At 63.9% G+C, this 23,914-nt stretch carries 32 protein-coding genes; 22 read left to right on the forward strand and 10 right to left on the reverse strand.

Annotation, left to right across the window (positions count from 1 at the left end; all coding sequences use genetic code 11):
• Window positions 1-5 precede the first annotated feature (5 nt).
• Window positions 6-776: an SDR family NAD(P)-dependent oxidoreductase gene (locus AC1DV8_RS20135; RefSeq protein WP_477158676.1), complete on the forward strand. Its 771-nt coding sequence runs from the start codon at window positions 6-8 to the stop codon at window positions 774-776.
• 131 nt (window positions 777-907) lie between these two features.
• Window positions 908-1,573: a YiaD family glycine zipper/OmpA-like lipoprotein gene (locus AC1DV8_RS20140; protein WP_477150415.1), complete on the forward strand. Its 666-nt coding sequence runs from the start codon at window positions 908-910 to the stop codon at window positions 1,571-1,573.
• Between the two features lie 46 nt (window positions 1,574-1,619).
• On the opposite strand, the gene AC1DV8_RS20145 is transcribed toward AC1DV8_RS20140, so the two are convergent.
• Complete coding sequence (locus AC1DV8_RS20145) at window positions 1,620-1,895, reverse strand: hypothetical protein (RefSeq protein ID WP_477150416.1); 276 nt, start codon at window positions 1,893-1,895, stop codon at window positions 1,620-1,622.
• 133 nt (window positions 1,896-2,028) lie between these two features.
• Here AC1DV8_RS20145 and AC1DV8_RS20150 point away from each other — a divergent pair, with 133 nt between their 5' ends.
• A complete protein-coding gene (locus AC1DV8_RS20150) occupies window positions 2,029-2,253 on the forward strand; it encodes a hypothetical protein (protein WP_477150417.1) in 225 nt (74 codons plus the stop codon).
• On the opposite strand, the gene AC1DV8_RS20155 is transcribed toward AC1DV8_RS20150, so the two are convergent.
• From AC1DV8_RS20155 to AC1DV8_RS20170, 4 genes are all read right to left on the reverse strand, one after another.
• Entirely contained in the window at window positions 2,254-2,949 is a 696-nt protein-coding gene (locus AC1DV8_RS20155) for a L,D-transpeptidase (RefSeq protein ID WP_477150418.1), read from the reverse strand.
• Between the two features lie 88 nt (window positions 2,950-3,037).
• A complete protein-coding gene (locus AC1DV8_RS20160; RefSeq protein WP_477158677.1) occupies window positions 3,038-3,871 on the reverse strand; it encodes a sugar phosphate isomerase/epimerase in 834 nt (277 codons plus the stop codon).
• Between the two features lie 11 nt (window positions 3,872-3,882).
• Complete coding sequence (locus tag AC1DV8_RS20165; RefSeq protein ID WP_477150420.1) at window positions 3,883-4,257, reverse strand: cupin domain-containing protein; 375 nt, start codon at window positions 4,255-4,257, stop codon at window positions 3,883-3,885.
• Between the two features lie 206 nt (window positions 4,258-4,463).
• The gene (locus AC1DV8_RS20170) at window positions 4,464-5,423 is read right to left on the reverse strand and encodes a S1C family serine protease (RefSeq protein WP_477150421.1); all 960 of its coding nucleotides are present in this window, start codon (window positions 5,421-5,423) and stop codon (window positions 4,464-4,466) included.
• A 132-nt stretch (window positions 5,424-5,555) separates the two neighbouring features.
• On the opposite strand from AC1DV8_RS20170, the gene AC1DV8_RS20175 reads away from it, so the two are divergent.
• Both AC1DV8_RS20175 and AC1DV8_RS20180 read left to right on the forward strand, forming a co-directional pair.
• Window positions 5,556-6,419 carry a S1C family serine protease gene (locus AC1DV8_RS20175; protein ID WP_477150422.1) on the forward strand — a complete coding sequence of 288 codons (864 nt, stop codon included), beginning with the start codon at window positions 5,556-5,558 and terminating at the stop codon, window positions 6,417-6,419.
• Window positions 6,367-6,972 (forward strand): helix-turn-helix transcriptional regulator, encoded by a 606-nt coding sequence (locus AC1DV8_RS20180; RefSeq protein WP_477158678.1) that lies wholly within the window; start codon window positions 6,367-6,369, stop codon window positions 6,970-6,972. Before AC1DV8_RS20175 ends, AC1DV8_RS20180 begins: the two co-directional genes overlap by 53 nt.
• 10 nt (window positions 6,973-6,982) lie before the next feature.
• On the opposite strand, the gene AC1DV8_RS20185 is transcribed toward AC1DV8_RS20180, so the two are convergent.
• The 3 genes from AC1DV8_RS20185 to coaBC form a co-directional block, all read right to left on the reverse strand.
• Window positions 6,983-7,429 carry a cyclic nucleotide-binding domain-containing protein gene (locus AC1DV8_RS20185; RefSeq protein WP_477150424.1) on the reverse strand — a complete coding sequence of 149 codons (447 nt, stop codon included), beginning with the start codon at window positions 7,427-7,429 and terminating at the stop codon, window positions 6,983-6,985.
• Between the two features lie 71 nt (window positions 7,430-7,500).
• Window positions 7,501-8,448, reverse strand: coding sequence for a type I pantothenate kinase (gene coaA / locus AC1DV8_RS20190; RefSeq protein WP_477150425.1), 948 nt, complete (start codon window positions 8,446-8,448; stop codon window positions 7,501-7,503).
• The gene (coaBC, locus tag AC1DV8_RS20195) at window positions 8,445-9,656 is read right to left on the reverse strand and encodes a bifunctional phosphopantothenoylcysteine decarboxylase/phosphopantothenate--cysteine ligase CoaBC (protein ID WP_477158679.1); all 1,212 of its coding nucleotides are present in this window, start codon (window positions 9,654-9,656) and stop codon (window positions 8,445-8,447) included. The genes coaA and coaBC overlap by 4 nt, the downstream gene beginning before the upstream one ends.
• Window positions 9,657-9,871: 215 nt before the next feature.
• Between coaBC and AC1DV8_RS20200 the strand changes: the two genes are divergently transcribed.
• On the forward strand, window positions 9,872-10,072 hold the full coding sequence (locus AC1DV8_RS20200) for a hypothetical protein (protein ID WP_477150427.1): 201 nt from the start codon (window positions 9,872-9,874) through the stop codon (window positions 10,070-10,072).
• Window positions 10,073-10,421: 349 nt separating this feature from the next.
• Here the strand turns inward: AC1DV8_RS20200 and AC1DV8_RS20205 are convergent, their stop codons facing one another.
• Together AC1DV8_RS20205 and AC1DV8_RS20210 are read right to left on the reverse strand one after the other, a co-directional pair.
• Entirely contained in the window at window positions 10,422-10,598 is a 177-nt protein-coding gene (locus AC1DV8_RS20205; RefSeq protein WP_477158680.1) for a hypothetical protein, read from the reverse strand.
• A gap of 503 nt (window positions 10,599-11,101) precedes the next feature.
• Window positions 11,102-11,482, reverse strand: a complete 381-nt coding sequence (locus AC1DV8_RS20210; protein WP_477158681.1) for a hypothetical protein — start codon at window positions 11,480-11,482, stop codon at window positions 11,102-11,104.
• A 126-nt stretch (window positions 11,483-11,608) separates the two neighbouring features.
• On the opposite strand from AC1DV8_RS20210, the gene AC1DV8_RS20215 reads away from it, so the two are divergent.
• The 16 genes from AC1DV8_RS20215 (at window position 11,609) to AC1DV8_RS20290 (ending at window position 23,914) form a co-directional block, all read left to right on the forward strand.
• The gene (locus AC1DV8_RS20215; protein WP_477158682.1) at window positions 11,609-12,670 is read left to right on the forward strand and encodes a DNA-methyltransferase; all 1,062 of its coding nucleotides are present in this window, start codon (window positions 11,609-11,611) and stop codon (window positions 12,668-12,670) included.
• A 104-nt stretch (window positions 12,671-12,774) separates the two neighbouring features.
• A complete protein-coding gene (locus AC1DV8_RS20220) occupies window positions 12,775-12,993 on the forward strand; it encodes a helix-turn-helix transcriptional regulator (protein ID WP_477158683.1) in 219 nt (72 codons plus the stop codon).
• A 100-nt stretch (window positions 12,994-13,093) separates the two neighbouring features.
• Window positions 13,094-13,303 carry a helix-turn-helix transcriptional regulator gene (locus AC1DV8_RS20225; RefSeq protein ID WP_477158684.1) on the forward strand — a complete coding sequence of 70 codons (210 nt, stop codon included), beginning with the start codon at window positions 13,094-13,096 and terminating at the stop codon, window positions 13,301-13,303.
• A complete protein-coding gene (locus AC1DV8_RS20230; protein ID WP_477158685.1) occupies window positions 13,300-14,193 on the forward strand; it encodes a hypothetical protein in 894 nt (297 codons plus the stop codon). The genes AC1DV8_RS20225 and AC1DV8_RS20230 overlap by 4 nt, the downstream gene beginning before the upstream one ends.
• Window positions 14,194-14,349: 156 nt before the next feature.
• Window positions 14,350-14,544: a hypothetical protein gene (locus AC1DV8_RS20235; RefSeq protein ID WP_477158686.1), complete on the forward strand. Its 195-nt coding sequence runs from the start codon at window positions 14,350-14,352 to the stop codon at window positions 14,542-14,544.
• The gene (locus tag AC1DV8_RS20240; protein ID WP_477158687.1) at window positions 14,541-14,936 is read left to right on the forward strand and encodes a hypothetical protein; all 396 of its coding nucleotides are present in this window, start codon (window positions 14,541-14,543) and stop codon (window positions 14,934-14,936) included. The genes AC1DV8_RS20235 and AC1DV8_RS20240 overlap by 4 nt, the downstream gene beginning before the upstream one ends.
• On the forward strand, window positions 14,933-15,151 hold the full coding sequence (locus AC1DV8_RS20245) for a hypothetical protein (RefSeq protein WP_477158688.1): 219 nt from the start codon (window positions 14,933-14,935) through the stop codon (window positions 15,149-15,151). Before AC1DV8_RS20240 ends, AC1DV8_RS20245 begins: the two co-directional genes overlap by 4 nt.
• Before the next feature lie 9 nt (window positions 15,152-15,160).
• Window positions 15,161-17,074: an AAA family ATPase gene (locus tag AC1DV8_RS20250; RefSeq protein WP_477158689.1), complete on the forward strand. Its 1,914-nt coding sequence runs from the start codon at window positions 15,161-15,163 to the stop codon at window positions 17,072-17,074.
• Window positions 17,075-17,418: 344 nt separating this feature from the next.
• Entirely contained in the window at window positions 17,419-17,937 is a 519-nt protein-coding gene (locus tag AC1DV8_RS20255; protein ID WP_477158690.1) for a hypothetical protein, read from the forward strand.
• A 92-nt stretch (window positions 17,938-18,029) separates the two neighbouring features.
• Window positions 18,030-18,242, forward strand: a complete 213-nt coding sequence (locus AC1DV8_RS20260; RefSeq protein WP_477158691.1) for a hypothetical protein — start codon at window positions 18,030-18,032, stop codon at window positions 18,240-18,242.
• A gap of 452 nt (window positions 18,243-18,694) precedes the next feature.
• A complete protein-coding gene (locus AC1DV8_RS20265; RefSeq protein WP_477158692.1) occupies window positions 18,695-19,141 on the forward strand; it encodes a hypothetical protein in 447 nt (148 codons plus the stop codon).
• Between the two features lie 232 nt (window positions 19,142-19,373).
• Window positions 19,374-20,543, forward strand: a complete 1,170-nt coding sequence (locus AC1DV8_RS20270) for a DNA cytosine methyltransferase (RefSeq protein WP_477158693.1) — start codon at window positions 19,374-19,376, stop codon at window positions 20,541-20,543.
• Between the two features lie 23 nt (window positions 20,544-20,566).
• On the forward strand, window positions 20,567-21,472 hold the full coding sequence (locus AC1DV8_RS20275) for an Eco29kI family restriction endonuclease (protein ID WP_477158694.1): 906 nt from the start codon (window positions 20,567-20,569) through the stop codon (window positions 21,470-21,472).
• Window positions 21,456-21,887: a very short patch repair endonuclease gene (locus AC1DV8_RS20280; protein WP_477158695.1), complete on the forward strand. Its 432-nt coding sequence runs from the start codon at window positions 21,456-21,458 to the stop codon at window positions 21,885-21,887. Before AC1DV8_RS20275 ends, AC1DV8_RS20280 begins: the two co-directional genes overlap by 17 nt.
• Before the next feature lie 169 nt (window positions 21,888-22,056).
• Window positions 22,057-22,788, forward strand: a complete 732-nt coding sequence (locus AC1DV8_RS20285) for a hypothetical protein (RefSeq protein ID WP_477158696.1) — start codon at window positions 22,057-22,059, stop codon at window positions 22,786-22,788.
• 658 nt (window positions 22,789-23,446) lie between these two features.
• A complete protein-coding gene (locus AC1DV8_RS20290) occupies window positions 23,447-23,914 on the forward strand; it encodes a hypothetical protein (protein WP_477158697.1) in 468 nt (155 codons plus the stop codon).

Genomic DNA, 23,914 nt, shown 5'->3' on the forward strand with positions numbered 1-23,914 from the left:
TTTCCGTGTCCGACTACGCCATCTATCCCAGCCTCAAAGGCACGCCCGTCGTCGTCTCCGGCGGCGCCTCCGGTATCGGCGAGGGCGTGGTCCGCGCCTTTGCCGAGCAGGGTTCGAAGGTCGGTTTCGTCGACATCGCCGAGGAGGCCGGCAACAAGCTCGCCGCTGAACTGAACGCCGCCGGTGCCACGGTGAAGTTCACCCGCTGCGATATCACCGATATCGCCGCCTACCAGGCCGCTATCCGTGATTTCGAGGCGGTGCACGGCCCGGCCCTGGCGCTGGTCAACAACGCGGCCAACGACACGCGGCACACCATTGCCGAGATGACGCCCGAGGCGTGGGACCGCAACATGGCCGTCAACCTCAAGCACGCGTTCTTTGCCACGCAGGCGGTGGCACCGGGGATGATTGCAGCGGGCAGGGGCTCGATCATCAATTTCGGTTCGGTCAGCTGGATGACCAACACCCCCGAGTTGACCGTCTACACCTCGGCCAAGGCCGGCGCCCACGGCATGTCGCGCTCGATGGCGCGCGAATACGGCAAGCACGGGATCCGCGCCAACACGCTCGTTCCGGGCTGGATCATGACCGAACGGCAGCTCAAGCTCTGGGCCACGCCCGAGGCCTTTGCCATGCTGGAGCAGGTCCAGCCGGTGAAGGGCCGGCTGTACCCCGAGGACATTGCCCGCATGGTGCTGTTCCTCGCTGCCGACGATTCGAAGATGATCTCCGGCCAGGATTTCCTCGTCGATGGCGGCTGGGCGCACGGCTGATCGCCGGTAAAACGACCGCTTCAACACAACGCGATCCTGATCTAACGTCGGCGCGGGCAAATGGCAGAAGGCGAACACCTTGCTGCCGCAATCGGTGGCGAGAACCAGCGCCACACCTACGGGGGACGTCCATGAAATCCAAGATTCTGATCGCCGGCCTCGCGGCCCTGTCGCTGAGCGCCTGTACTTCGATCAATCCCTATACCGGCCAGAGCCAGCTCTCGAACACCACCGGCGGCGCCCTGATCGGCGCGGGCGGCGGCGCAGTCGTCGGCGGCATCATCGGTGCTGCTACCGGCAATGACCCGCGCGTTGCGGCGCTGATCGGCGCGGGCGTCGGCGGCCTCACCGGCGCGGCCATCGGCAGCTACATGGATCAGCAGGAAGCCGAGCTTCGCGCTCAGCTGCAGGGCACGGGCGTGTCGGTCACCCGCGTCGGCCAGCAGATCATCCTCAACATGCCGTCCAACATCACCTTCGCCACCGACTCGGCGACGGTGCAGCCGCAGTTCAGCGAAACCCTGGTTTCGGTCGGCCTCGTGCTGAAGAAGTTCAACAAGACCGTCATCGACGTCTACGGCCACACCGACTCGCAGGGTTCGGACAGCTACAACCAGGAGCTGAGCCAGCGCCGCGCCACCGCGGTCGCGACCATCCTCGCCAGCCAGGGCGTCGACCAGCGCCGCTTCTATATCACCGGCAAGGGCGAAGAGGATCCGATCGCCTCGAACGGCACTGAGTCCGGCCGCGCGCAGAACCGCCGCGTCGAAATCCAGCTCTCGCCCATCCAGGGCTGAGTTTCAGAACATCGAGATCAAGGCCCGGGCACGTCCCGGGCCTTTTTCATTGCGCGGTCGTCGTTGCCGCGGGTGCGGTCACCGGCGCGCGGGTATTGCTGGCGAGCAGCTGGAACCCGAGCAGGATCACCACGACGATCCCCACCCCGATCAGCCCCATTTGCCACCAGTTGGTCGGCCCGGTCGCGCCGATCGTCTCCTCGACATCGCGGGTGACCTGCAGCGACGAGTCCTCGGGCAGCGAAATCGGCATCCCGTTCTCGTCGATGACCTGGTCGACTTGCGCCGCCTTCGGCGTCCCTTTCGTCCTTACAGCAGCCATTCCATTCCCTCCCATGGCTAGCGTTCAATGGCCGTCCCGGCGCTTTGGTTCCGGCTGAATACCGCGCTCAGCCGACGTTCAGGCGTCGCGTCCCAGCATCACCGGCATAGAACTAGCCGAGAGGATCACGACCATGCTCCGCATCGTTCTGCTTTCCGCCGTTCTCGCTGCCACCCTGGGTGCCGGCCCCGCTTCCGCCGGGCGGAACAACAGCGACAGCATCCCGCCAAACTGCACCCTCGATCCGTTCACCGGCAAGATGACCTGTCACATCTGGCCGACCTGTACGCTCGATCCCTTCACCGGCAAGATGAACTGCCCGGTCCCCAAGGCGACGATGACGCGCCAAAGGGACTAGCTAGCCGTTGACGATGATCGGCGTGCCGACGGAAACCCGCGAGTAGAGATCGATCACGTCCTGGTTGATCAGCCGCACGCAGCCCGACGACACCGCCTTGCCGATGCTCCAGTACTCGCGCGTGCCGTGGATGCGGTAGATCGTGTCCACCCCGCCGCGATAGATGTACATCGCCCGTGCCCCCAGCGGGTTGTTCAGCCCGCCAGGCATGCCGCCCGCAAACTCCCGCGTCTCGGGCTGACGCTGCATCATCGACGATGGCGGATACCACGTCGGCCACTGCGCCTTGCGCCCAATGCTGCCGCGCCCCGACCAAGTGAACCCGTCGCGCCCGATCCCGACGCCATAGCGGATGGCACGGCCACCGTCCTGCACCAGGTAGAGGTAGCGCTGCGAGGTCTCGACGACGATGGTGCCCGGCCGCTCGCCCGTCGGGTCGTCCACCTCGGTCCGCAGGAATGCCTGATCCACCTTGTTGAGGTTGACCGCCGGCACCGGGTACCGCTCCTCCGGCATCGCGCCGTAGATCTGCAGATAGTAGGGCGAGATCACCGCCGGCAGCAGGTTGGGCAGCGTCATCTGCCGGCTGCCCACCATCGCCGAGCAGCCGCTCAGCGCGAGCCCGCCGAAACTCGCCGCACCCAGAAGAAACGCCCGCCGCGACGGGCCGTTATTGCCGATCGTCTTTGTCTGCACGGAACCCGCCCCCGTAAAAGGCCGCCCACCAGAACGTTCTACTACTTCAGCTTGCGCACCATTATGGCGCCGCGAAGTTGGCTGTCGATCAATTTATCGTTCGGCCCCACGCCGCCCGCGCCAGGTCGCGCAGCTGCAGCGATTCCGCCCAACGGTCGGTCAGGTCCGCCCCGTCCGCCCCGGCAATGGCGTAAGGCTGCGGTCCCAGCTCGCACACGAAGCTCAGCGCATCGTCCGGGCCAGCCCGGTTCTTCCAGTCGGCAAAGCCGTTCCGCCACCAAGTACCGAACTGCTCGAGCCATGGCGCGTGCTGCGGGAACGACAGCGGCAGCTGCACCTGCTCGCTGCTCGCCACCCGGCCGTGGAAGGCCCAGCAATGCTCCAGCACCGTCGCGATCTGTGCCTCGATCTCGTCGGACACGGGGAGGACGATCTCCCGACCGACCACATAGTGAGAGAGGTCGCCGAGCAGCTTCAGCTCGGGCAGGGCGGCGATCAGGTCGAGCGTGAAATGGAGGTCGTTGGTCATCCGATCGCGATGCGTCTCGACATAGACCGGGAACGGCACTTGTTCGCTGATCTTCAGCCAGCCCTCGGCAATCCGCACCGCCTCGGCCAGCGTACGCGGCCGAAGGTTGGGCTGGATGTTGATATGGTGCACGCCGAACGCCGCGCCCCATTCCAGCGCCGGCAACAGACTCTCGACATCGGTGGGAAAGCACAGCCCCTCGACCACCAGCCCAGCCGATTTCGCCAGCCGCGCGGCCCGCTGCGCCTCGTCCGGGTCGACCCACAGCGTGCCGAACCCGTCGAACCCGGCATTGGCGATCATCTCGACATTGACCTCGAGCGACCGCTCGGGCGGCGCGCCCTTGAGGCCGAGCATGGACCAGAGCGACTGGAGGATGAGCAGCTTCTGCATCGCGAGCGCTCCTAGATCAGCACCACGCTTTCCTGCTCGTTGGGGTCGGTTCGCGCGATCAGCGCTCGCGCCATCTTGCTGGTCGGGTTGAACGGCTGGTGCGGCACGCCGGCGGGGATGTAGACGTAGTCGCCCTCGTTGACCACATCGGTGAACTCGAGGTTCGGCCCATGCCGGAACGACGTCGAGCCCTCGATCTGGAAGATCGCTGTCTCATGCGCCTCGTGATAGTGCGGCTTCGCCTCGGCCCCCGGCGGGAGCACGGCCATGTGCATGCAAATGCCCTTGGCGCCCGCCGACTCCGCCGAAACGCCGGCGAAGTAATCGAGCCCCTGCTTGCCGTGAAAGCCCAGGCCGCCACGAATAACCTTGCACTCAGCCGCCATTCTACTGTCCTCCGCCACTCCGCCACCGTATTGAACGGTAGTCACAGCAGCAAGACGGTCGGGCTGGCGCTTGGTTCTTCCATCCCCACCCACCGCCGTCATCCCCGCGAAGGCGGGGACCCAGTGGGACGCCTCAGCTTCCACGGTTGTTGAGAGATCGCACTAGGTTCCCGCCTTCGCGGGAATGACGCCGGTGGAGGGGGCCCCTACCGCGCCTCCGGCCCACTCGGCCGCTGCGTCAGCACGGCATCCAGTTCCAGCAGCCGCCCCTGCCGCAGCACCTGCAGCCGCACCCGCCGCCCGATAGCGTCCGCCGTCAGCATCCGCAGCAGCGGCCCCGGGCCTTCCACTGGCCGCCCATCGAGGCTCAAGAGCACATCGCCCTCGCGCACTCCGGCCCGCGCCGCCGGCCCGCCCTCGACAATCGAGTGCAGCACCGCGCCGGTGCGGCTGCCGACATGCGCCGCATCCGCAACTCGCCGCGGCAGGTTCACCGTATCGGCGGCAACGCCCAGATAAGCCCGCCGCACTTCGCCGTGCTGCAGCACTTCGCCTAGCACCAGCTTCACCGTGTTGCTCGCCACCGCAAAGCAGATGCCCTGCGCGCCAGCGATCATCGCAGTGCTGATGCCAACCACCTCGCCAAGGCTCGAGACCAGCGCGCCACCCGAGTTCCCCGGGTTCAGCGCCGCATCCGTCTGAATCACATCCTCGATCGGCCTCCCCGAGGGCGACCTCAAGCTCCGCCCCAGCGCCGAGATCACCCCCGCGGTCACCGTCGACTCGAACCCCAGCGGATTGCCGATGGCGATCGCGATGTGCCCGCGCTTCAGGCTGCCGCTGTCGCCCAGCGCCGCGATCGGCAGCGCGCTGCCATCGACTTTGAGGATGGCGAGATCGGTATCCGGATCCGCCCCCAGCACTCGCCCGGCCAGCCGGTGACCATCGGGCAGCGCGACGTGCACGTCCTTGTGGTTGCCCACCACGTGCGAGTTGGTCACCACCAGCCCGTCCTGCGACAGCACTACGCCCGAGCCATGTCCCTTGCCGTCGGTCGTCACCATGCCCACTGCCGGTCCGACCGCCTCGGCGACTTCGGACACAGTGAGCGAATAGACATCGAGCAGGCGCTGGTCGGGGGTGGGAAAGGGCAGGGCTTGCGGCATCGGAATACTCCGGATTTCGTCCCGCTAATGTGGGTTTCGCGAGCCAGCGCGGCGATCCTGCCCATATGGGGAGCTTTCGAGCCGGCCGGTCCGGGCGCAGATTTTCGGCAACATCGCAACAAGGCCACTCACATGTCCTTCCCCGAACTCCAGGCGCTTTCCGCCTCCCTCGCAGCTCTCACTGCGTCAATCGCTCCCCGTATCATCGCCATCCAGGGCCGCGATGGCCGCGAACTCTCGGGCTTCATCTGGCGCACCGGCCTCGCCATCACCGCCGACGAGGCGCTGGAAGCCGAGGACGAAGTCGCCGTTCTGAAGGCCGACGGCAGCGTCGTCTCGGCCCAGATCGCCGGCCGCGACGCCACCACCGACGTGGTGCTGCTGAAGTTCGAGACCGGTGAATTCCCCGACTGGACGCAGGCTGCGCAGCCCGAGCCCGGCTCGCTCGCCGTGCTCGTCGGCCGTGGCGAACACTCCGTCCTCTCGGGCCTTGCTTCCGTCACTGAGGTTGGCCCCGCCTGGCGCAGCATGCGCGGTGGCGACATCGATGCGCGCATCACTCTCGGTCTCCGCCTTTCGACCCGCAGCGAGGGCGGCGCGGTCGTCGCGCCGGATGGCAGCCTCATCGGCATGGCGGTCACCGGCGCCCGCCGCCGCACCCTTGCCATCCCCGCCGCGACCATCGCCCGTGCCGTCGCCACCCTCAGCGAAAAGGGCTATATCCCGCGCGGCTGGCTCGGCGTCAGCCTCCATCCGCTCGGCAAGGACGGCGGCGCCATCGTCGTCGGCCTCGAGCCGGATAGTCCTGCTGCACGCGGGGGCTTCCTTGTTGGCGACATAATCACCACATGGGGTGGTGACCAGGTGCATTCCGTCGGCGACGTCGCCGATCGTTTGAGCACCGGCACCGTCGGGACGAATATCAGCTTGGGAGTGCTACGCGGTGGCAGTGCATTGGAACTCGAGATCAACATCGGCGAGCGCCCTCGAAACTGAGGGCCCGGTCGCCCAGTCCGTCCTTGGCGGACTGGTCCTCGGCGTCGCGTTCGATCTCACCGATCCGGCCCTCGAACAGGTGCTTCGCACGCTGATCGCCGGTCGCCACGACCTATACGAAGCGGACGCGGAAGAGGCGGCCGTCACCATTACCGATCGCCCGACGTCGCTGGGCGGCGTCACCGGCCCGCACCGCGTGCTGCGGATCGGCGCAGACGAAGCGCGCCGCAACGCCATCGATAGCCTGGATCCCGGCCTGATCCTCGCCGCTGCAACCCTCATCGGGGCCGGCTACGCGCTGGAGCGCGAAACCGTCGAGCGTGCCGACAACCAGCGCCTTCCCGCCTCGCTGCTGCCGCGCCTCAGCCAGCGCGAGCGCCAGGTCGCTGAACTGCTGGTCGATGGCGCCTCGAACAAGGTCATCGCGCGCGCGCTCGATATCTCGGTGCACACGGCCAAGTTCCACGTCACCGCGATCCTTGAAAAGCTCCACGCCCGCAACCGCGCCGACGCGGTCTCGATCATCCTGCGCGAAGGCCTGGTCGCGATCTAGCGACCGGCCGTCAGTGCGGCTTGGGCGGCGCCATCAGCGTCGAGAAGATCCGCCCGATCAAGGTCTGTTCGCTCGGCTTGTCCGCGGTTTCGCCGTTGAGCTGCACCAGCAGTGCCGAAGTGGCATCGAGCCGCTGGCTCTGCAGCATGGCGATCCGCAGCGCCAGCTCAGGGTGCTTCTCGAGAATGCGCATCGCATCCCGCACCACCCGCACCTTGCTGTCGCGTTCGGCCCGCACCGTGGCGCTGTGGGGCCTACCGAGCAGCACCGACATCTCGCCGATCATCGCATCCGAGTGCTCGATCGTCGCGATCTCGACACCATCGCGCTCGACCACGAACTTGCCGCTTTCCAGTACATAGAGATCGCGCCCGGGCATGCCCTGGGTGACGAGCTCTTCACCGCGGGCAACATCGAGCGTCGGCGAGGAATAGGTGAGGGTAAGCAGGCTGGCCATTGTCATCCCCACGTGATCAGGCAGCGGGAAGCCTAGCGCGTCCCGCTCGCGCCATGAAGTGCCATTGTGAGCTAGACCAACCGCAACCGCACGTCCTCCACCAGATGATCGCTGCCCTTGCGGAGGATCAGGTCGGCGCGCGATCGGGTCGGCTCGATATTCTCGACGAGGTTGGGCAGGTTGATCGAGCGCCAGTTGTCGAGCCCGAACTTGCCCGCTTCCTCTTCGCTCATGTCGGCATAGCGCTTGAAGAACGACGCCGGGTTGCGGAACGCGGTCTCCCTGAGCCGGAAGAACCGCTCAAGATACCAGGCCTCGAGGTCACCCGCGTCGGCGTCGATGTAGATCGAGAAATCTAGGAAATCCGATGCGTAGAGGATCGGCGCGCCGGCCTTTCCGGGCAGCCCCGGCTGCAGGATGTTGAGTCCCTCGACGATCAGGATATCGGGCTGGTCCACCACGATGTGCTCGCCCGGCACAACGTCATAGACGAGGTGCGAGTAGATCGGCACCTCGAGCGCCGGCGCACCGGATTTCACCTCCGCCAGGAAGGAGACCAGCCGTCCCCGATCGAAGCTCTCGGGAAACCCCTTGCGACGCATCAAGCCGCGTTCGTTCAGCACCGCATTGGGGTGCAGGAACCCGTCGGTGGTGACGAGATCAACCTTGGGGCTCGACGGCCAGCGCTGCAGCAGCGCGCGGAGGATGCGCGCCGTCGTCGATTTCCCCACCGCCACCGATCCGGCGACGCCGATGATGAACGGCACTTTGCGACCGTCCGTGTTGAGAAAGCGCGAGGATACTCGGTGCAGCCCCTGGATCGCCTCGACGTATAGCGACAGCAGTCGCGTCAGCGGCAGGTAGACCTGCTCTGCTTCCGCCAGCGAGATCGGGTCGGACAGCGCCCTGAGCCGCACCACGTCGTCGGCGCTCAGCGTCATCGGCTCGCCGTCTCGCAGCGCCACCCATTCCGCCTTGGTGAAGTGATGATAGGGCGAGAGCTCGGCGGACTTGGTCATGCGCCCTTGAGCCGTTCGGCGATCACCTCTGCCAGGCGCTCCGCTACCTGCTGCTTGTCCATCTCCGGCCACGCCTCCGCGCCGTCGCTCGTCAGCAGCGTTACCCGGTTCCGGTCCCCGCCCATCGCGCCGCCGGCCGCCGAAACATCATTGGCAACGATGATGTCGGCGCCCTTGCGGCCGAGCTTCGCCAGTCCGTTCGCCACCACATCCTGCGTCTCGGCGGCAAACCCCACGACAACCGCCGGCCGGCGCACATGATGCCCGATCGTCGCGAGGATATCGGGGTTTTCCACCATGCTGAGGCTCGGCGCCCCACCGCCGCCCGGCTGCTTCTTGATCTTGTCCGTCGCAACGCTGTCGACCCGCCAGTCCGCCACCGCCGCAACGAACACCGCGCCATCGGCGGGCAGGGCGCTCTCCACCGCCGCCAGCATCTCGCGCGCCGTCTCGACATGCGTCGTGCTCACTCCGGCCGGATCAGCCACGGCCACCGGCCCGCTCACCAGCCGCACCTCGGCCCCCAGCTTCGCCAGCGCCGCGGCAATCGCATGCCCCTGCTTCCCCGACGAGCGATTGGCGATGTAGCGCACCGGATCGATCGGCTCATGCGTCGGCCCCGACGTCACGATGAATTTCCTGCCCGCCAAGGGCCCCACACCCCCGAGCCGCGCCACCACGGCGGCGACGATCTCGTGCGGTTCAGCCATCCGCCCCTCGCCAGCTTCGCCGGCCTCCGCCATCGCCCCCGCGTTAGGCCCGACAAACTCCACCCCATCCGCCAGCAGCGTCGCCCGGTTCCGCCGCGTCGCCGGATGCGCCCACATCCGCGGGTTCATCGCCGGCGCCATCAACACCGGCTTGTCCGACGCCAGCAGCACCGCGCTCGCCAGATCGCTCGCCGCGCCCGTCGCCAGCTTCGCCATCAGGTCCGCCGTCGCCGGTGCCACCACGATCAGGTCGGCCTCGCGCGACAACCGGATATGGCCGACATCGTGCTCGTCATTGCGGTCGAACAGATTGGAAAACACCCGGTCCGCGCTCAGCGTCCCCACCGACAGCGGCGTCACGAACTCGGCCGCCGCCGCGGTCATCACGCAGCGCACCCGCGCGCCCTCATCCCGCAACCGCCGGATGACCTCCAGCGCCTTGTAGGCCGCGATCCCGCCGCCGATGATCAGCAGCACCCGTCGATTCTGAAGCTTCATGGCCAAGCCACCGCATCATGAGACCGCTAGCCGTCTACACGATGTGACAGCGAACTCCTACCCGTCAAAGGACGAGGCTGGCATGCTTGCTTCAGGGGCGACCGGGCAATAAGAGCGGGAGTTCCACCGCGCCTTTCAACGGGCGCTATTCCGTGCTTTGATCCGGCCATTGGAGGCTCAGGACATGCTGCAAGGACGCTATAGGTGCGCTTAGAATGAAGATTATTATGGTTGTTTGCCTGACGGCGCTGGTCGCCGGCTGCGCGAGCACAGGCCAGGTCCTAACCAAGGAAGTCGCCTACCTCGATAAAGACGGCAAGGTGAAGACCAAGACCGTCGAGTACACCGTGCCGGCACCCAAGAAGGTGCCCATGGTTACCACGTACGGTAACCAGTCCCTCGCATTCGGCGGCTGACCCGGACGAGCCCGCTCGAGCGGTGGTCCTCTACTCATCCGCTCCACGATCGGCAGCACCTCGGTGCCAAGCCTAGAGCGGACCCGCGTTCGCCGCTCGACCGGCTGTCTGTTTCCACATGGTGTGCGTCGGCACGGACAGTGCCCGGCCGCTTGCGATGTAGCTCGCCGGGTCGCGAGCCTTCGCTGCGGGCATCCCGCTGGAACGACAGAAATGGAATGGAAAAGTGGTGCCCGGGACCGGAATCGAACCAGCGGCTGTTTGGCCCGGATTTCCGGGCGTAAGCGCCGGTCGGGTTTAGGCGCTACCGTGCTCCTCACCGACTCCTAGCCTGTCGGACACCGGCCGGTCAGCCTCGGACCATCGCCTGATAGTAGTACGGGTCCCCGGCGGCGGTGATTGGAGTAGCTTTGGCCTTGACGGCCACGGCGATGCCACCCTGCGGGCGCCAGCCTGTGATGATTTTCTCATTCACCTTGGCCACTAAGACCCGAATGTCGGAATCGGCGAGCACTTCGTATTCCATAGAAACCTCCGGGTGTTCGCGGAGTCTAATGGCGCCGGTAGAAATCGTCACCCCCGCACTGCCGGGCGTTAGCCCGTGCTAGGAGCCAGCTTCACCTAGCCGAGCCCAGGCCTCTCGAAACTCGTCGCGGTCGTATCGCGGAGGTTCCAGCCATTGTGAGGCGCCACTCTGGGATGCGAGCGATTGGACTTCCGCTAGACTGAGAATGAACGAGACTGGACTGTCGGTTCGGGCGTGTATGGTGATGACCCACCAGTCAGACCTCAAGAGACCCAGGTCCAACCCGAGAGGAACCGCAACACGCTTGCTGAGCGCCTTCGACTGAACACCGAAGAAGACCGTCTCCTCGGCGTTGGTGACTATCAAGTCTGAACCGCGCGCATTCCTCACCGTGGGCATCACGTGCCAGCCGCGTCGAGTTAGCTGCCAAGCTGCATGATAGAGTCCCGCGTTGCCGGTTATCTGGCTCGCATTTCCTGATTGCATCGCTCGTCTCCAGTAGCCTACGGCAGGGGCTTATCAGCGGGCCAATAGCCCTCCGGCAACTTGGTGATGTGTTCCTTCTCGCGCCATAACGCTGTCGCCAGCACCTCAATCGGTCGCGCGCCTTCAATCGTTAGTCCAGCCTGCGTGACGGCCGCTAGCGCCTCCTGGCGTGAAATCGGACGGCCCGCCTTCACCGCAGCCTCCCCCACGATGGAGACCAGCTGCGCGCGTGGCGGGTTGGTCGGACGCCTTCGTGCGGTCTCATTGGCGGGGCGTTGCTCTTCCAGCGCCAGCGCCTGGTCGAGCAAGTCGAGCTGCTTCCGGAGCACCTCAGCCTCGGTCTCAATGGCGTGTAGGCGCTTCAGGATGCGCGTGCGGGCATCACTCAGGTCGGGCATTCCTGTTCTCCGTGTTGCATACCATCGAAGCATTCTAAGCGCCGAATGTTAACCAGTCACTAGCATTCCAGTTTACGTACGAAGCAGCATTCAGTATCCATTCCGTGTCAATAACGGAGCGGATACATGACCATCACCTTGGAAGCATTCGAAGCGCAGGACCGCGTTCAGTTCCTTCTTGCTCAACTGAGCCCCCGCGTCTCATACGTTGAGCGGGTGCGATTGGTTCGCGAGCTGCAGAGCGCCTTCGCTGCGGCCCATCTGGACAAATTGTCCACCTTCAAGTGCTGGGCGAGCGAGAAGACCGAACTCAGCGAGAAGTCCATTCAGAGGGCCGTCAATGAGGGAGGGGAGGTAAGCGACCTCGTGCTGCTGGCGGTACTGGAGAAGGGCATTCCTCACCACGGGCAGGAAACCTTCATCAAGCGGAATGTCATTGGTCGCCCCACCGAGGAGCAGCTCGCGGCTATTGAGGCCTACGGGAATGACAATGACGACCCGCCGCCCGAGCCGACCGGTGCGGTTTTCCAACATGGTGAAATCCGCTCCGAGAATGTCGCCAGCGAGCAGCGGCTGCCTGAACTGGTCGCCGAGGGAGTCAAGGCACAGCTGGTATTCTGCGACCCGCCCTTCGGCATCGATTACGAATCCCAGACAGGGCAGCGTGTCGCTGGTGACAAGGAGCCGCCGTTCTGGTGCATCGAGTACCTGAGGCAACTGGTGATGCCCGGAGGGTACATCGCCCTCTGGCTCGGAGCCGAGACGCTATATGAGTGGCTCGACCACCTCTCGAGCGCTGGGCTGACCTTCGCATTCAAGCGCTGGGACAAGGTCAACAACGTGATGAGGGGCAGGGAATGCGTGGTCGTCTGCAGCCTCGACGGTTGGCTCCCGCGCCTCGACTTCGACCTTATTCATCACTCGTACCACGGACAGCATTACCTGCAGAAGGCGCACCCGACGCCGAAGCCTCCTGAAGTCATGCTTCCCTTCGTTGAATTGCTGACGAAGCCCGGCGACCTGATTATCGACCCGTTTGCTGGTACTGCGCCCATCGGTGTTGCTGCCATCCAGTCCGGCCGCAGATACGTGGGACTCGAGTTGGTGCCCGACCACTTCGACACTGGACGTGGCGAGCTGGAAAAGGCCATCGCGGCACTCCGTGACGACTTCCGTGAGGCCGCTTGAACCATTGGACTTGTGTCGGGGGCGTATGGCAACGTCCGTGCCGGTCCAACCAGGACCATGAAGGGAGATAGCCGTCTGACCACTTCGTAACCGGAATGCTTCCGATGGTCACACCGCTTCTCCGCCGCCCCGAGGTCCAATCGCTGACCTCGCTCTCTCGCAGTTCCCTGTTCGCGCTCGTCGCCGCTGGCCGGTTCCCGCGTCCCGTGCGGGTCTCTTCGCGCAGGGTTGCTTGGCTGCAAACCGACATTGAAGCCTGGCTCGCTGAGAAGGTGTCGGCACGTGACGCCGGGAACTCTAAGGCATTGGTGCAACAGCGATAATTCTGCCGGGTGATGTCTCGTCTTCTGTTGGTTTCCATGGAGCTAATGCGGTCAGTCGGACCCAACGGAAGTGTCCCACGGGAACACGACGGAGACGAAGATGACTGACGTAACGCTGCTGCGCCTTAAGGCTGTCCTGGCCCGTACTGGTCTCTCCCGGTCGGCGATTTACCGCCTCATCGACGCAGGCAGCTTCCCCCGACCCATCCCCTTGGCAGGCACGGCCGTGAAGGCCTGGCCGAGCGACCAGGTCGCGGATTGGGTCGCCCATCAGATTGCCACCGCCGGTGGCATGGAGAGCTTGAAATGACTGAGACAATTGAACTCGAAGCTGAGGTGGCCAAACGTCGCTACCGGCTGGAGAGCACTGAGGAAATGGAGCGGGCGGGCATCTACCCTGCCCTCGAGTACGAAAGCGATATTCGCTGGCAGATTGGTCGCCTTAAGACCAGCATGCTCGCGATGGAATCCGCGTACAACCGCGCGGGGCGGCGGCCGGATGAAGCCTTTGAGCTTCACCAGAAGGAAACCGACGAAAGCATCGCCGACCTGAAGCGCAAAATCTCCGACAGCCAGGTCCGCAACAAGGGCCGTTCGGAGCTTGTCGGTAGTCTCGCCACGGTCATCAAGAACATCGACATGCTGGTGGCACAGCGTGGACTCAACCTGCGTCCGTTGCGGCACGAACCCTACTTGGGCAGTGACCCTGTCGGCGACTACAACAGTAAGCAGGCCAAGCGAAAGGCCTTCCTGTCGGAGGACAAGGCGCTCGAGAAGCGTCCCATCCCCTTGACTGACTTTGCTGCAGGTGCGGTCGCCAAGGCAAAGGCACGCGCCGCAGATGGCAAGCCCACGGTGAGCCGGAGCGGTGACCTTCGCTGGCCCGTCAAGGCGCTCAGCCTTACGGCCGACCTTCCCGGCGACGTCATCCCGGCCGTCTCTGACCTCGAAGGCTTCGTCATCGCCCTCCACTTCGATGCTGTAGTGGACCTCATTCAGTCCGAGGCCAAGCGCATCTATGCGGACCTGCCGGAGCCTATCAGCGACCAGCTGCGGGCAGCCGAACACGAGCGCATCGCAAAAGAGCTGAAGGCGCTCGAAGTCGAGGAGGCGGTTGCGTTCTGGGCCGCATGGGACCGGGGGTTCGTCATCGCTCCTCGCCCTGACATCCATCCGGCGGCGTTGCTGCTCGTGGAGTGACCGAATAGCGCGCTGCGTCTCCACTTCCGGGAACCGGCGCGCAATCGAGGTCGGGGGACATCACCCGACCTCCCCCTCGGTGGCGGCTCACTCCTCGACGGCCACCGAGGGAACCATCACCCCGCGCCACGGAGGCGCACAACCGACGAGTACACCATGAGAAACGAACGACGCTTCATCATCTCGGCAGCCGCTGGTCCTCGGACTTTCTACTCGCTGGCCGAGTTGGACCGGATGGCAGACGAGATGCTCGCCACGGCAGCGTGGCAGGCCGCTCTCCCGAAGACCATTTCGGACCTTGACCACAACGCAATCTGGAAGGCCTGGAACGCCCCCAAGGGGGCGAGATGAGCGCACCTTCCCGCTCCGTCTCAGATGGTGCTCTCGAAGAGGGCGTTGACCTCGGCCTCTCGTTTGACTGGGGCGTGACGGCCGACGGTCGTGGGGTGCGTGTCGCCACCATCGCGGGCAGGCCGGTTCGGTTCGTCATCGTGCAGGTTGAACATCGAATCGATGTGGCTCGCGCGGTCGATAGCGCGGTCGCGGGGCCCCTCAACGCTGATGAAGTCAGTGAGCTGTCCAGCTGGCGACGGGAGGGGAGTACCTCGGTCCGCCACATCGACTCGCTCGGACTTCAGACGAGCTTCCTCGGCGTCGATGAGGACGCCGAAATCGCTGTCGATGCCGCCATCGACGCGGTGCTCGCGGCGGTCCAGGACCCCTCAGTTGGAGACAATCGATGACCGACGTCTATGTAATCAATCCCATCATCCCTGCCGCGCCGGGCACCAAGCTGCTGCGTGAGGGGAAGGCGCCGCTCCCGATTGTCGCATGGCGAGTCGTCGAGAAGCAGTGGGCCATGCCCATCGCTGCCCGCGCCCCCAACGGCTACACCATTATGGTGCCTGGCCCTGATGGCGAGGGGACCTCCATCAGCACTCCCCAGGATGCGACCTAGGAGAGTCCAGTGACCGTTGGTCATCCGGTCCCCAACGTCGACGACGCCGTGGCTCAACTGCAGCCGTTCGTCGACGCGGGCTACATTATCTTTCCGTTGCAGCCCGCCTCGAAGGTGCCATCCCACGAAGGATGGCGCACGGCGGATTACAGCAACTTCGACTTCGTCCAGCACCTGCAGCGCGAGGGCAATCTTGGTATCCGCCTCGGCCCCGATGACGTAGTGCTGGACGTCGACCCGCGCAACGGCGGCGACGAGTCCTTCAAGAGCTTGTCGTGGCTGTTGGACGAGGAGTCGCCCCGCGTGCACTCGGGCGGCGGAGGGACGCACATCTACCTGAAGAAGCCCGCCGGCGTCCGGCTGCGCGGCAAGCTGCCCGGCTTTCCAGGCATCGATATCAAGGCGGAGGGCGGCTACGTCGTTGCCCCGGGCTCCATCCACCCGGATACCGGCAAGCCATATGCGGTGGACGCCGCCTACCCGCACTTTGAGCACGTCCCGGCAATCCCCCAGGCTCTGTTGAACGACGCCCGCCGTCCTGACCTGGCCGAGCGGTCCGGCGAGGGTGGTGAACTAACGGTCGAGCAGTTGCGTGTCCTGCTCGATGCCCTCGACCCCAAATCCTACGCTGAGTACGACGACTGGCTACGCATCTCGGCCGCGTGCCACGATGCGGTGGGTGGAGACCCGGAGGGGATGGCCGTTTGGCTGGACTGGTGCGCGCGCGACGATGGCTACGACGCCGGTGACGCTGCCATCAACGAGGCCAAGTGGAGCACCTTCACACCGGGTCGGCCTGATGGCGTCACCTACCGCTCGTTGCTCAAGGCTGTGACCGACGTCGGACGTGGAGACTTGGTGCACGCACTGTCGGGCAACGATTGGGACGACGATGTAGGAGGCCCACGCGAGGAGACCCAGACGTCGAACCGGCCTGCCCGGTTCAAGCGCTTATCCCTCGGCGACTTGATGACGCTGCCACCCCCGGCTTGGCTCGTCGCCAACATGGTGCCGCAGGGCGCACTGGTACAGGTCTACGGACGGCGGAAGAGCAACAAGACGTTCGTGACGCTCGACCTGTGCCTGTGCGTGGCCATTGGCCGCCCATTCCACGGTGTTGAGGTGAAGCGGGGCCGGGTGACCTACGTCATCGGCGAGGGCGGCGGTGCCCGGTTCGGCGACCGCGTGCTGGCTTGGTGCCGCCATAACAAGGTCGACCCCAAGGAGCTGCAGGGTCGGTTCGCCGTCGTGCCGATGCGTGTAGCGGTCGATGCCAAGGAGGACCTCAAGGACTTCCTCGCAGCGGATGTGGAGCCCTGCGACCTCATTGTGTTCGACACGGTAGCGCGGTCGATGGATGGCGACGAGAACTCCACGGCCGACATGAACCGCTTCGTGAAGGGGCTGGACCGGGTGCGCGAGCACTACTGCGGCACCGTGCTCGTTGTGCATCACAGCGGCAAGGATGAGGGCAAGCAGGGCCGAGGGAGCACAGCGCTACCCGGAGCCGTCGACTCCACTATTAAGGTCGGCAAGAACGCCGCTGGCCAGACCGTGGTGGAGGTCGAGGAAATCCGCGATGCGGCTCCAGGCACCAGCTTCACGTTCGAGCCGGTGCACGTCATCGTCGGCGACGACCTTCGCACCAGCTTGGCAATGAAGCACGTGGGCGCGCGGGCCGTGGCGTCGGAGCCGAAGTCGGCCAAGGACCTGGTGCTGGTGCGCATCGCCGAGGCCGGGATGGTCGCCAAGCGGTCGGACCTCTTCGACCCAGCGACGCAGGGTATGAGCAAAGCGAATGTGAACAAGGCAATCGCGGCGCTGCTCGATGACGACATGCTGTTGGAGGACACGGGCGGTATCCGCGCTACCGAGACCGGCGAGGACGCGGCGCTTCTGCTCGGTGCGGTGGTGCCCGAATAGGCCTCAAAGCCCCGTAGCTCTAAGCAGGCGCATAGGCGCAACGGACTAGGCGAAAATCGCCGGGTTTTGGGCGGCGCGCGCCCGCCTTTGCGCCTGCGCCTGTCGTTGCGCCAAGTTCACCAAATGCCCGGTTCTCGGGCGTCCCCCGGCGGCGCGCGTGCGCCAGACCATGCGCAAGAGGCTGCAGGCGCGCCCACGTCCCCCCTTAAGGGGACAGGGCGTTGCGCCCTCATCAGAACTAACGCGCCGATGGAAAGAATCCTATCGGCGGTGGTGAATCGCTCTTGACGCGGATGCAGTTCATACTTACATCGCTGGTAATGCATCCCAACAGGAGAGCTTCCATGGATGACCCGAAGACCATCAAGCAGACCGTCCCGTTCGCGGCACCGCTTTACCACGCTTTGATGAGTGAGGCCTCGGCCCAACGTCGCGAGTTCACGGAACATGTTCAGCGTGTCTTGTATGAGCATGCCTTCGGCGCGGGCTACCTTAATGACGAGGACAAGGCGCGGGTGAAGCTCATGTGGGAGCTGGTCGACGAAGTCGTCGAGGTCGCGAAGCAGCTCTGCCGTGACGGCAAGTTCACACGCGCCATCACGAACGACGCCATCGAGGTCTGCGTGCAGAACCCCAAGTGGGCGAGCAAATACAAGGACTACGTGAAGGATGACATCTTCAAGAGCGGCAATCCGCTGAAGGGCACTATCAACCGGGAGATTGGATACCGCGTGCGCCAGGGCATCGGTGGGACGGTCGAAACCACTCCGGATGGCAAGGCAACCAACGCGAAGGTTACAGGCTCTATCATCCAGAGCTACACGCCGATGGTAAAATTCGACCCCGAGGCCGTTGCCATCTAAGGTAGTTGGGGCGCGCAGGTAAGCGTTGTGCGCCCCCTATTCGCCCTCGGCGGCTAGGATGGGCAATATGGTGCAGTTTGAGTGAGGGCTTCATGCCGACCTACAAGCAGGTGCAGGACGATGTGCGGGCCAACGAGGGCTTCGTGCCCAAGAGCTGCTGGATAGCCCACGTGCTGGCCGACAGCGGCAAGGTGATGCGGGCCGCGCCTAACCGGATTGACCCGAGCAGCCGCACCAATCCTTGTCCGCCGCATCGCCGCCAAGCCATCGAAGCGTCGCTGCGCCGATTGGGCGCGGGCTTTTAGCCGATACGTGGCATTTGAATCGAACGGGTCCTTGCTATGGTTAACGCCCCACGGGGCGGCTTGGGCGCAGGAGCGGAGCAGCTACAACTATTTTGGCCGACTTACTCCTCGCTCCGGCTCGGCATAATCACATTGTTGCGAATCGTTCGCAACAACAGGATAGCGGCAGGCTGACCGTCGACGCCTAGGTAGCCTTGACCGGCCCAGCCGGTGACGGCCGCGTTCCGGGCATCCCGACGTAAAGGCCGAACCTACTCGCCAGGCCGACCGCGAAATATCGATAGTTGACGATTTCGGACTCGGCTGCTTGAGCATCGGCCCGAATATGGCCGCACACGCCGCCAACGTGCCGCCTGGTGGCAAGCGCCAGCATGGGTGGCCCCAGAACTCGCCGAAGCCCGCGTACGGCCGCGTGCGCGGCTTTGTGGCACTTTCGGCGCGGTGGAGTGACGGTGACGACGGCTCTCTGTATTCTCTTTCGAAGTATGGGGGTGGTGATGCCGAACCTTGAGGAAGAGCGACTGCTGGCACAGCAGAACGTTCAGCGCGTCAAGCACGTTGGGCGCGCGCTGGGCGGAACGGCCAGCTTGGTGGGGCTGAAGGCCTTCAATGCAATGTTCCGCCCCAGGATACTTGTTATCGCTGTTGTGCTGGTTGGTGCGGCGGTCTGGGGCGCAAGCGCGTACTTTGATTTCCAGGAGCGACAGGCTTCCCAGCAACGTTACCGGGACCAGATGGCCGACCAGTTCGCTTATGTCGTGCGCTCATTCGAAGACCGCACGGCGGCATGGTTGACTGAAGCCGACATTCGCAACGGTCGATGCACCTACGGCAAGTTGGTCGTCGAGTGCGTGTACGGCACCTTCGTGGCTTTGGATGGGAAGCTGCAAAAGCAGTAGCGGTGACAGCCAGCATCGGACCGTTAGAGGAGCGGATGCTGGAGCGGCGCCTGGCATCTTGACGCCCGCCACTCCGGTCGGTTATTGTGAACGAATAGAGAACATTGTCCCCGAAAATCATTCTGGGGCAATACTCTGTTAACGCCTCGTTCACTAAGAATTCCATGCTAGGACTGGCGAAATAGGGAGTCGCTGGCGTGCTTCGGCTCGCCGCGATGAAGAGGGTCAGGGTATGCGGTGCGTCGAGCTCTTCACCGGCTGTGGTGGACTTGCCATGGGGCTGTCCCGGTCTGGTGCGAAGCCGTTGCGGATGTCCGAGTGGGATAAACACTCGGTTGCAAACGTCCTGCACAACAAGAAGCGCAAGCTGACGCACGTCGCGAAGTGGCCCATCAATCAAGAGGACGTTAGGCTCGTCAACTGGGCGGACTATAGCGGGGTCGACCTGGTCGCAGGCGGGCCTCCGTGCCAGCCGTTCAGTGTCGGTGGTCGCCACGCTGGTCATCGCGACGAACGAGACATGTGGCCCGAGGCGGTGCGGGCCGTCAGAGAAACTGGCCCGGACGGTTTCCTGTTCGAGAACGTTCGCGGTCTCACCCGCCACGCTTTTGCCGAATACCTTGAATGGGTCGTTCTGTCCTTGAGCATGCCCAATATCCAGCAGGGCGGGGACGACGACTGGATTGACCACCTTGTGAAGCTGCGTCAGGCACCACGTGTGGCGAGGCAGTATGAGGTTCGCGTTCAGAAGGTGAACGCGGCCGACTATGGCGCGGCGCAACAACGCCACCGGGTTCTCATCACCGGTATTAGCGCCGACCTGGATGCCTCTCCCCCGAGCATCGTTCCGACGCATTCGCGGGAACGGCTCCTATGGGACCAGTGGGTTTCCGGCGCGTATTGGAAGCGGCACGGCATTAAGGCCATCGGCCAACCATCCTCGACCGATGCGGCGCTCGTTCGACGGATGAAGGACGACCTGGTCGAGCCGCCTCTGCTGGCTTGGCGCACCGTCAGGGATGCAATCGCGGACCTCGGCGAGCCGGGAGCCCGCAAGGACCTTTCGAACCACGTTGCTCAGCCCGGCGCTCGCTCGTATCCTGGCCATACAGGCAGCCCCATTGACCTTCCCGCGAAGGCCCTCAAAGCCGGGGTACACGGGGTGCCTGGCGGCGAGAATATGGTGGCGATGCCCAACGGCTCTGTCCGGTATTTTACGGTCAGAGAGGCGGCTAGGCTCCAGGGGATGCCCGATGACTACGAGTTCGTCGGGTCGTGGTCTGAGAACATGCGGCAGTGCGGGAACGCCGTGCCGGTACAGCTGGCCGAAGTCGCCGCGAAGGCGGTAATCGGCACACTGAAGCGGGCGAAGTCTGCACCGAAACAATCGAAAGCCGCCTAATGGCGAAACGACCTCCACGGCAAGTGGAAATCATTGATGGGCTCCGGGCCGCCGTCGACGAAATGGAGTCGATGGCGGCCTCGCTTTCACCGCCAGCATCCAAGCGGACGCGCGAGGTATTGGTCACCATCGCGGCCGACCTCCATAGGGTTGCCGGGACGATGGACCCCGTGAAGGTCCCCTCCAAGTGGTTCGACCCAGCTGACACGGCTCAAGCGGGTCGCTTGGTAGCCGCCGCGCTATTGGCGCAACCGCGAGTGCCGTTGCAGCTCATCCAGAAGACATACGGGGCAGGTGTCTATGCCATCTATTATCATGGCGACCATCCAGCCTACGCGCCGCTGAGCGGAACTGAGACGCCGATATACGTTGGCAAAGCAGACCCAGCGCTCACTGCCGCCCAGACGCTCCTGCAACAAGGCACCAAGCTCTACGACCGATTGAGTGAGCACCGGCGAGGTATCAGGACCGCGAGCAAATTCGAGTTGGACAACTCGTTGCAGTATCCACTCCGCCCGGAGGATTTCACCTGCCGCCGCCTGGTGACCGCAACCCACGCGCAGAGAACTGCCGAGCCGCATCTCATCGATATGTTCCGGCCCGTTTGGAACAAGGAAACGGACATCTGCTGGGGACTGTCGATGCATGGCGACAGAGCCGCGCGCAAGAACTCGAGGCCACCCTGGCACGTCATGCATCCGGGGGTCGAATGGGCCATGGACCCGGACAAGGCTGATGCGCGCCCGAGAGCCCGTATCGAGAGCGACCTCGCCCAGCACTTTGTGGACCACCCACCCTTCACCGACCGCGATACCATAATCGAAGGGTTCCTAGCGGCGTTTGCGCAGGACGCCATGGTAGCCGCAGCACCCGTGCCGGACACAGACGAGCCTCTCGCCGAGGACGAACCGGATGACGGCGACGAGTAGTCCGCCGGTCGACCCGTCACGCAGCCGACAGATGGCTCTGGTTCGGGCCAAAGACACCGCGCCCGAGATGATAGTGCGCCGACTGGCCCACTCACTTGGAAAGCGCTACCGCCTGCATCGCAGAGACCTGCCGGGGACGCCGGACCTCGTGTTCCCCTCACTCCGCAAAGTCATCCTTGTCCACGGGTGCTTTTGGCATCGCCATGATGACCCGACTTGCTGGCGGTCGCGGCTACCCAAGACCCGCGTCGACTTCTGGACGGACAAGCTCTCGGGCAACGCGGAGCGGGACCAGCGGCAGCTTCGGGAATTGGACGCGCTGGGGTGGCAGGTGATGGTGGTCTGGGAGTGCCAGACGACAAAGACGATGCGCACGGAGCTTCGGGCGCGCCTTGGGGCGTTCCTAGAGGTCTAGAGGAGCGAGGCAAATCCTTGAGAGGGTCGTTTGGATACTCGCACACCTTCGCCGAAGTCACCCCTCGATATCTCCAGAGTCGCAAAGTCAGTGCTTGATACCCATTTCCTCTCCAGGCGATTGATGTTGAGACAATCTTCAGGCTACCTAGCAGCACTGGGGGACAGGCATGCAGTGGGAAATATCTGGTATTCAGCTGGTTTCATTCGGGCCGATTATTGAGGTCCAGAAGCCGGAGCTGCTGTATGAACGCATCTTCGGAGAGCGTCCTCCAAATTTCGGGCAAGAAACTACACCAGTGGGAACCGTCGCCAAGGCGTCAGGAATCATTGGCGGGAACGCTTGCGAGATTACTTACCAGTCGCAGAGACTAGACGTGTTGGTGCGACCACAAATCCCCCCAGATGCGATTGTCGACGCGGAGAAAATGTTGGCACTTGTGTCAGAAGGAATGGCCTCTCCAAGCTTGGTTCACGAGAGGTCGACCCGTCTCTCAGTTGTGCTTGCAAGCTTTCAGCGCTGCACTTCGCTGCAGGAGGCCGTAAAGAAGGCGGCGGACAGTATCGGCATTGAGCTTCCGTTTGACGACGGGTCCGACTTTCGCTTTCAACTTAACCGTCGCGCAAAATTGCCTTCGATGGACCGCGATATTAATAGGGTCATTGCGCTAAGCATTCTTGGCATACGCAATTTCAACCTCCATGCCGGTGCTAATCCAACATTTGAGGATTTGGGCGGGGAGGAGTTCCTTTTCAGCGCTCAGGCCGACGTGAATACCGCATTGCCTGCATCTCCAATCGTCGGTCTGGAAATACCCGAGGTTCTAAAGGAGCTGGCGAAGGAAGCCTGGCGCTTGGCGACCGCCCCAAGCATTTCGGCTCTTAGCCACTTGGGAACATGATGAGCGCTCGAACTTCCAATCTTCGCCTTGTGGATAATACTGGGCGTGACTTTCCTTCAACGGCGGCGACTCAAATCGAGCGGAACGTTTGGATGGTCGAACCGAGCGGAGCAACTGGCCCCACCGGTGCTTCCAACCAAGCTGGCTCGACACTCGGAATGTCAGTCGGAAACTACCATTATGCCCCTTGGGAATCTGGGGGTGGCATCTGGGCCGGTCTTGGCACGTTCAATCCCTACAGCAGCCTCATTAGCTTCTACGGTCAGGGCGACCCAATGCCATCGGGCCGAACGGTATATCTTGACCCACTACAGCGCTCGCAGGTCCTGGACCGGTTGCAGGCCCTAGCTGTTGAAGCAAGCGAGGATGAATCGCCGTTCAACAGCGTGTCGCGCGACCAGCTCCTGAACTTTTTGGACTTGCACGCCGTCCGCACGCCGTCGCTCTTCTTGTTGTCTAGCGGAAACCTTCAGGCTCTCTGGGAGAGAGAGGGTGGTCTACGCTTCTCGGTGGAATTTCTGGGGGGCGATGAGGTCCGGTTCGTCGCTCTAGGAAGGAGCACCGCTCATGGTCACGTGCGGGGTGTCGGCTTGACAACACCCACCGGAATACTGGGTCTCGCACTAGGATTTGACATGCGGCCGCTGGTTGCAATCGAATGAAAGATTTGACGGCGTCCGATGACGTCCTTCGACATGTGAAGGGTACGCTCATCACGGACAAGGGAAGCATATCCGGCGAGGCATTTGAGCGGCGCGCGGGCGAAGACGCACCATCTTACGACCACAAGCAGTCCTTAGGGACGACGGTCGAGGAGCAGGTTGCCGAGCTGCGCCGGGCATTCCGAAAGAAACTGTCCTCAACACACCGTTTCGCTGAGCTGAACGTCGGAGAGGTTGTTCAAGCGCTGCTCGCGGACCGGAAACTGGGAACCCGATTTGTTCTCGACGGTTTGCCCGAGGAGCAGGGTCCTGATGGCACAAAATATGTCGCCCAGCCCTCGCACACGCTTCATTGGGGCATGCCTGAGTTTGGTACAGATGAGTCTCGATTGGCGGGAGAGGTGATTGCGTCTCAGGTGCGTGCCCTGTTCCTCGCCAAAGAGCCTGCAAAAGAGCCCGAATAG

This window comes from Devosia sp. P3_B2, assembly GCF_056402875.1.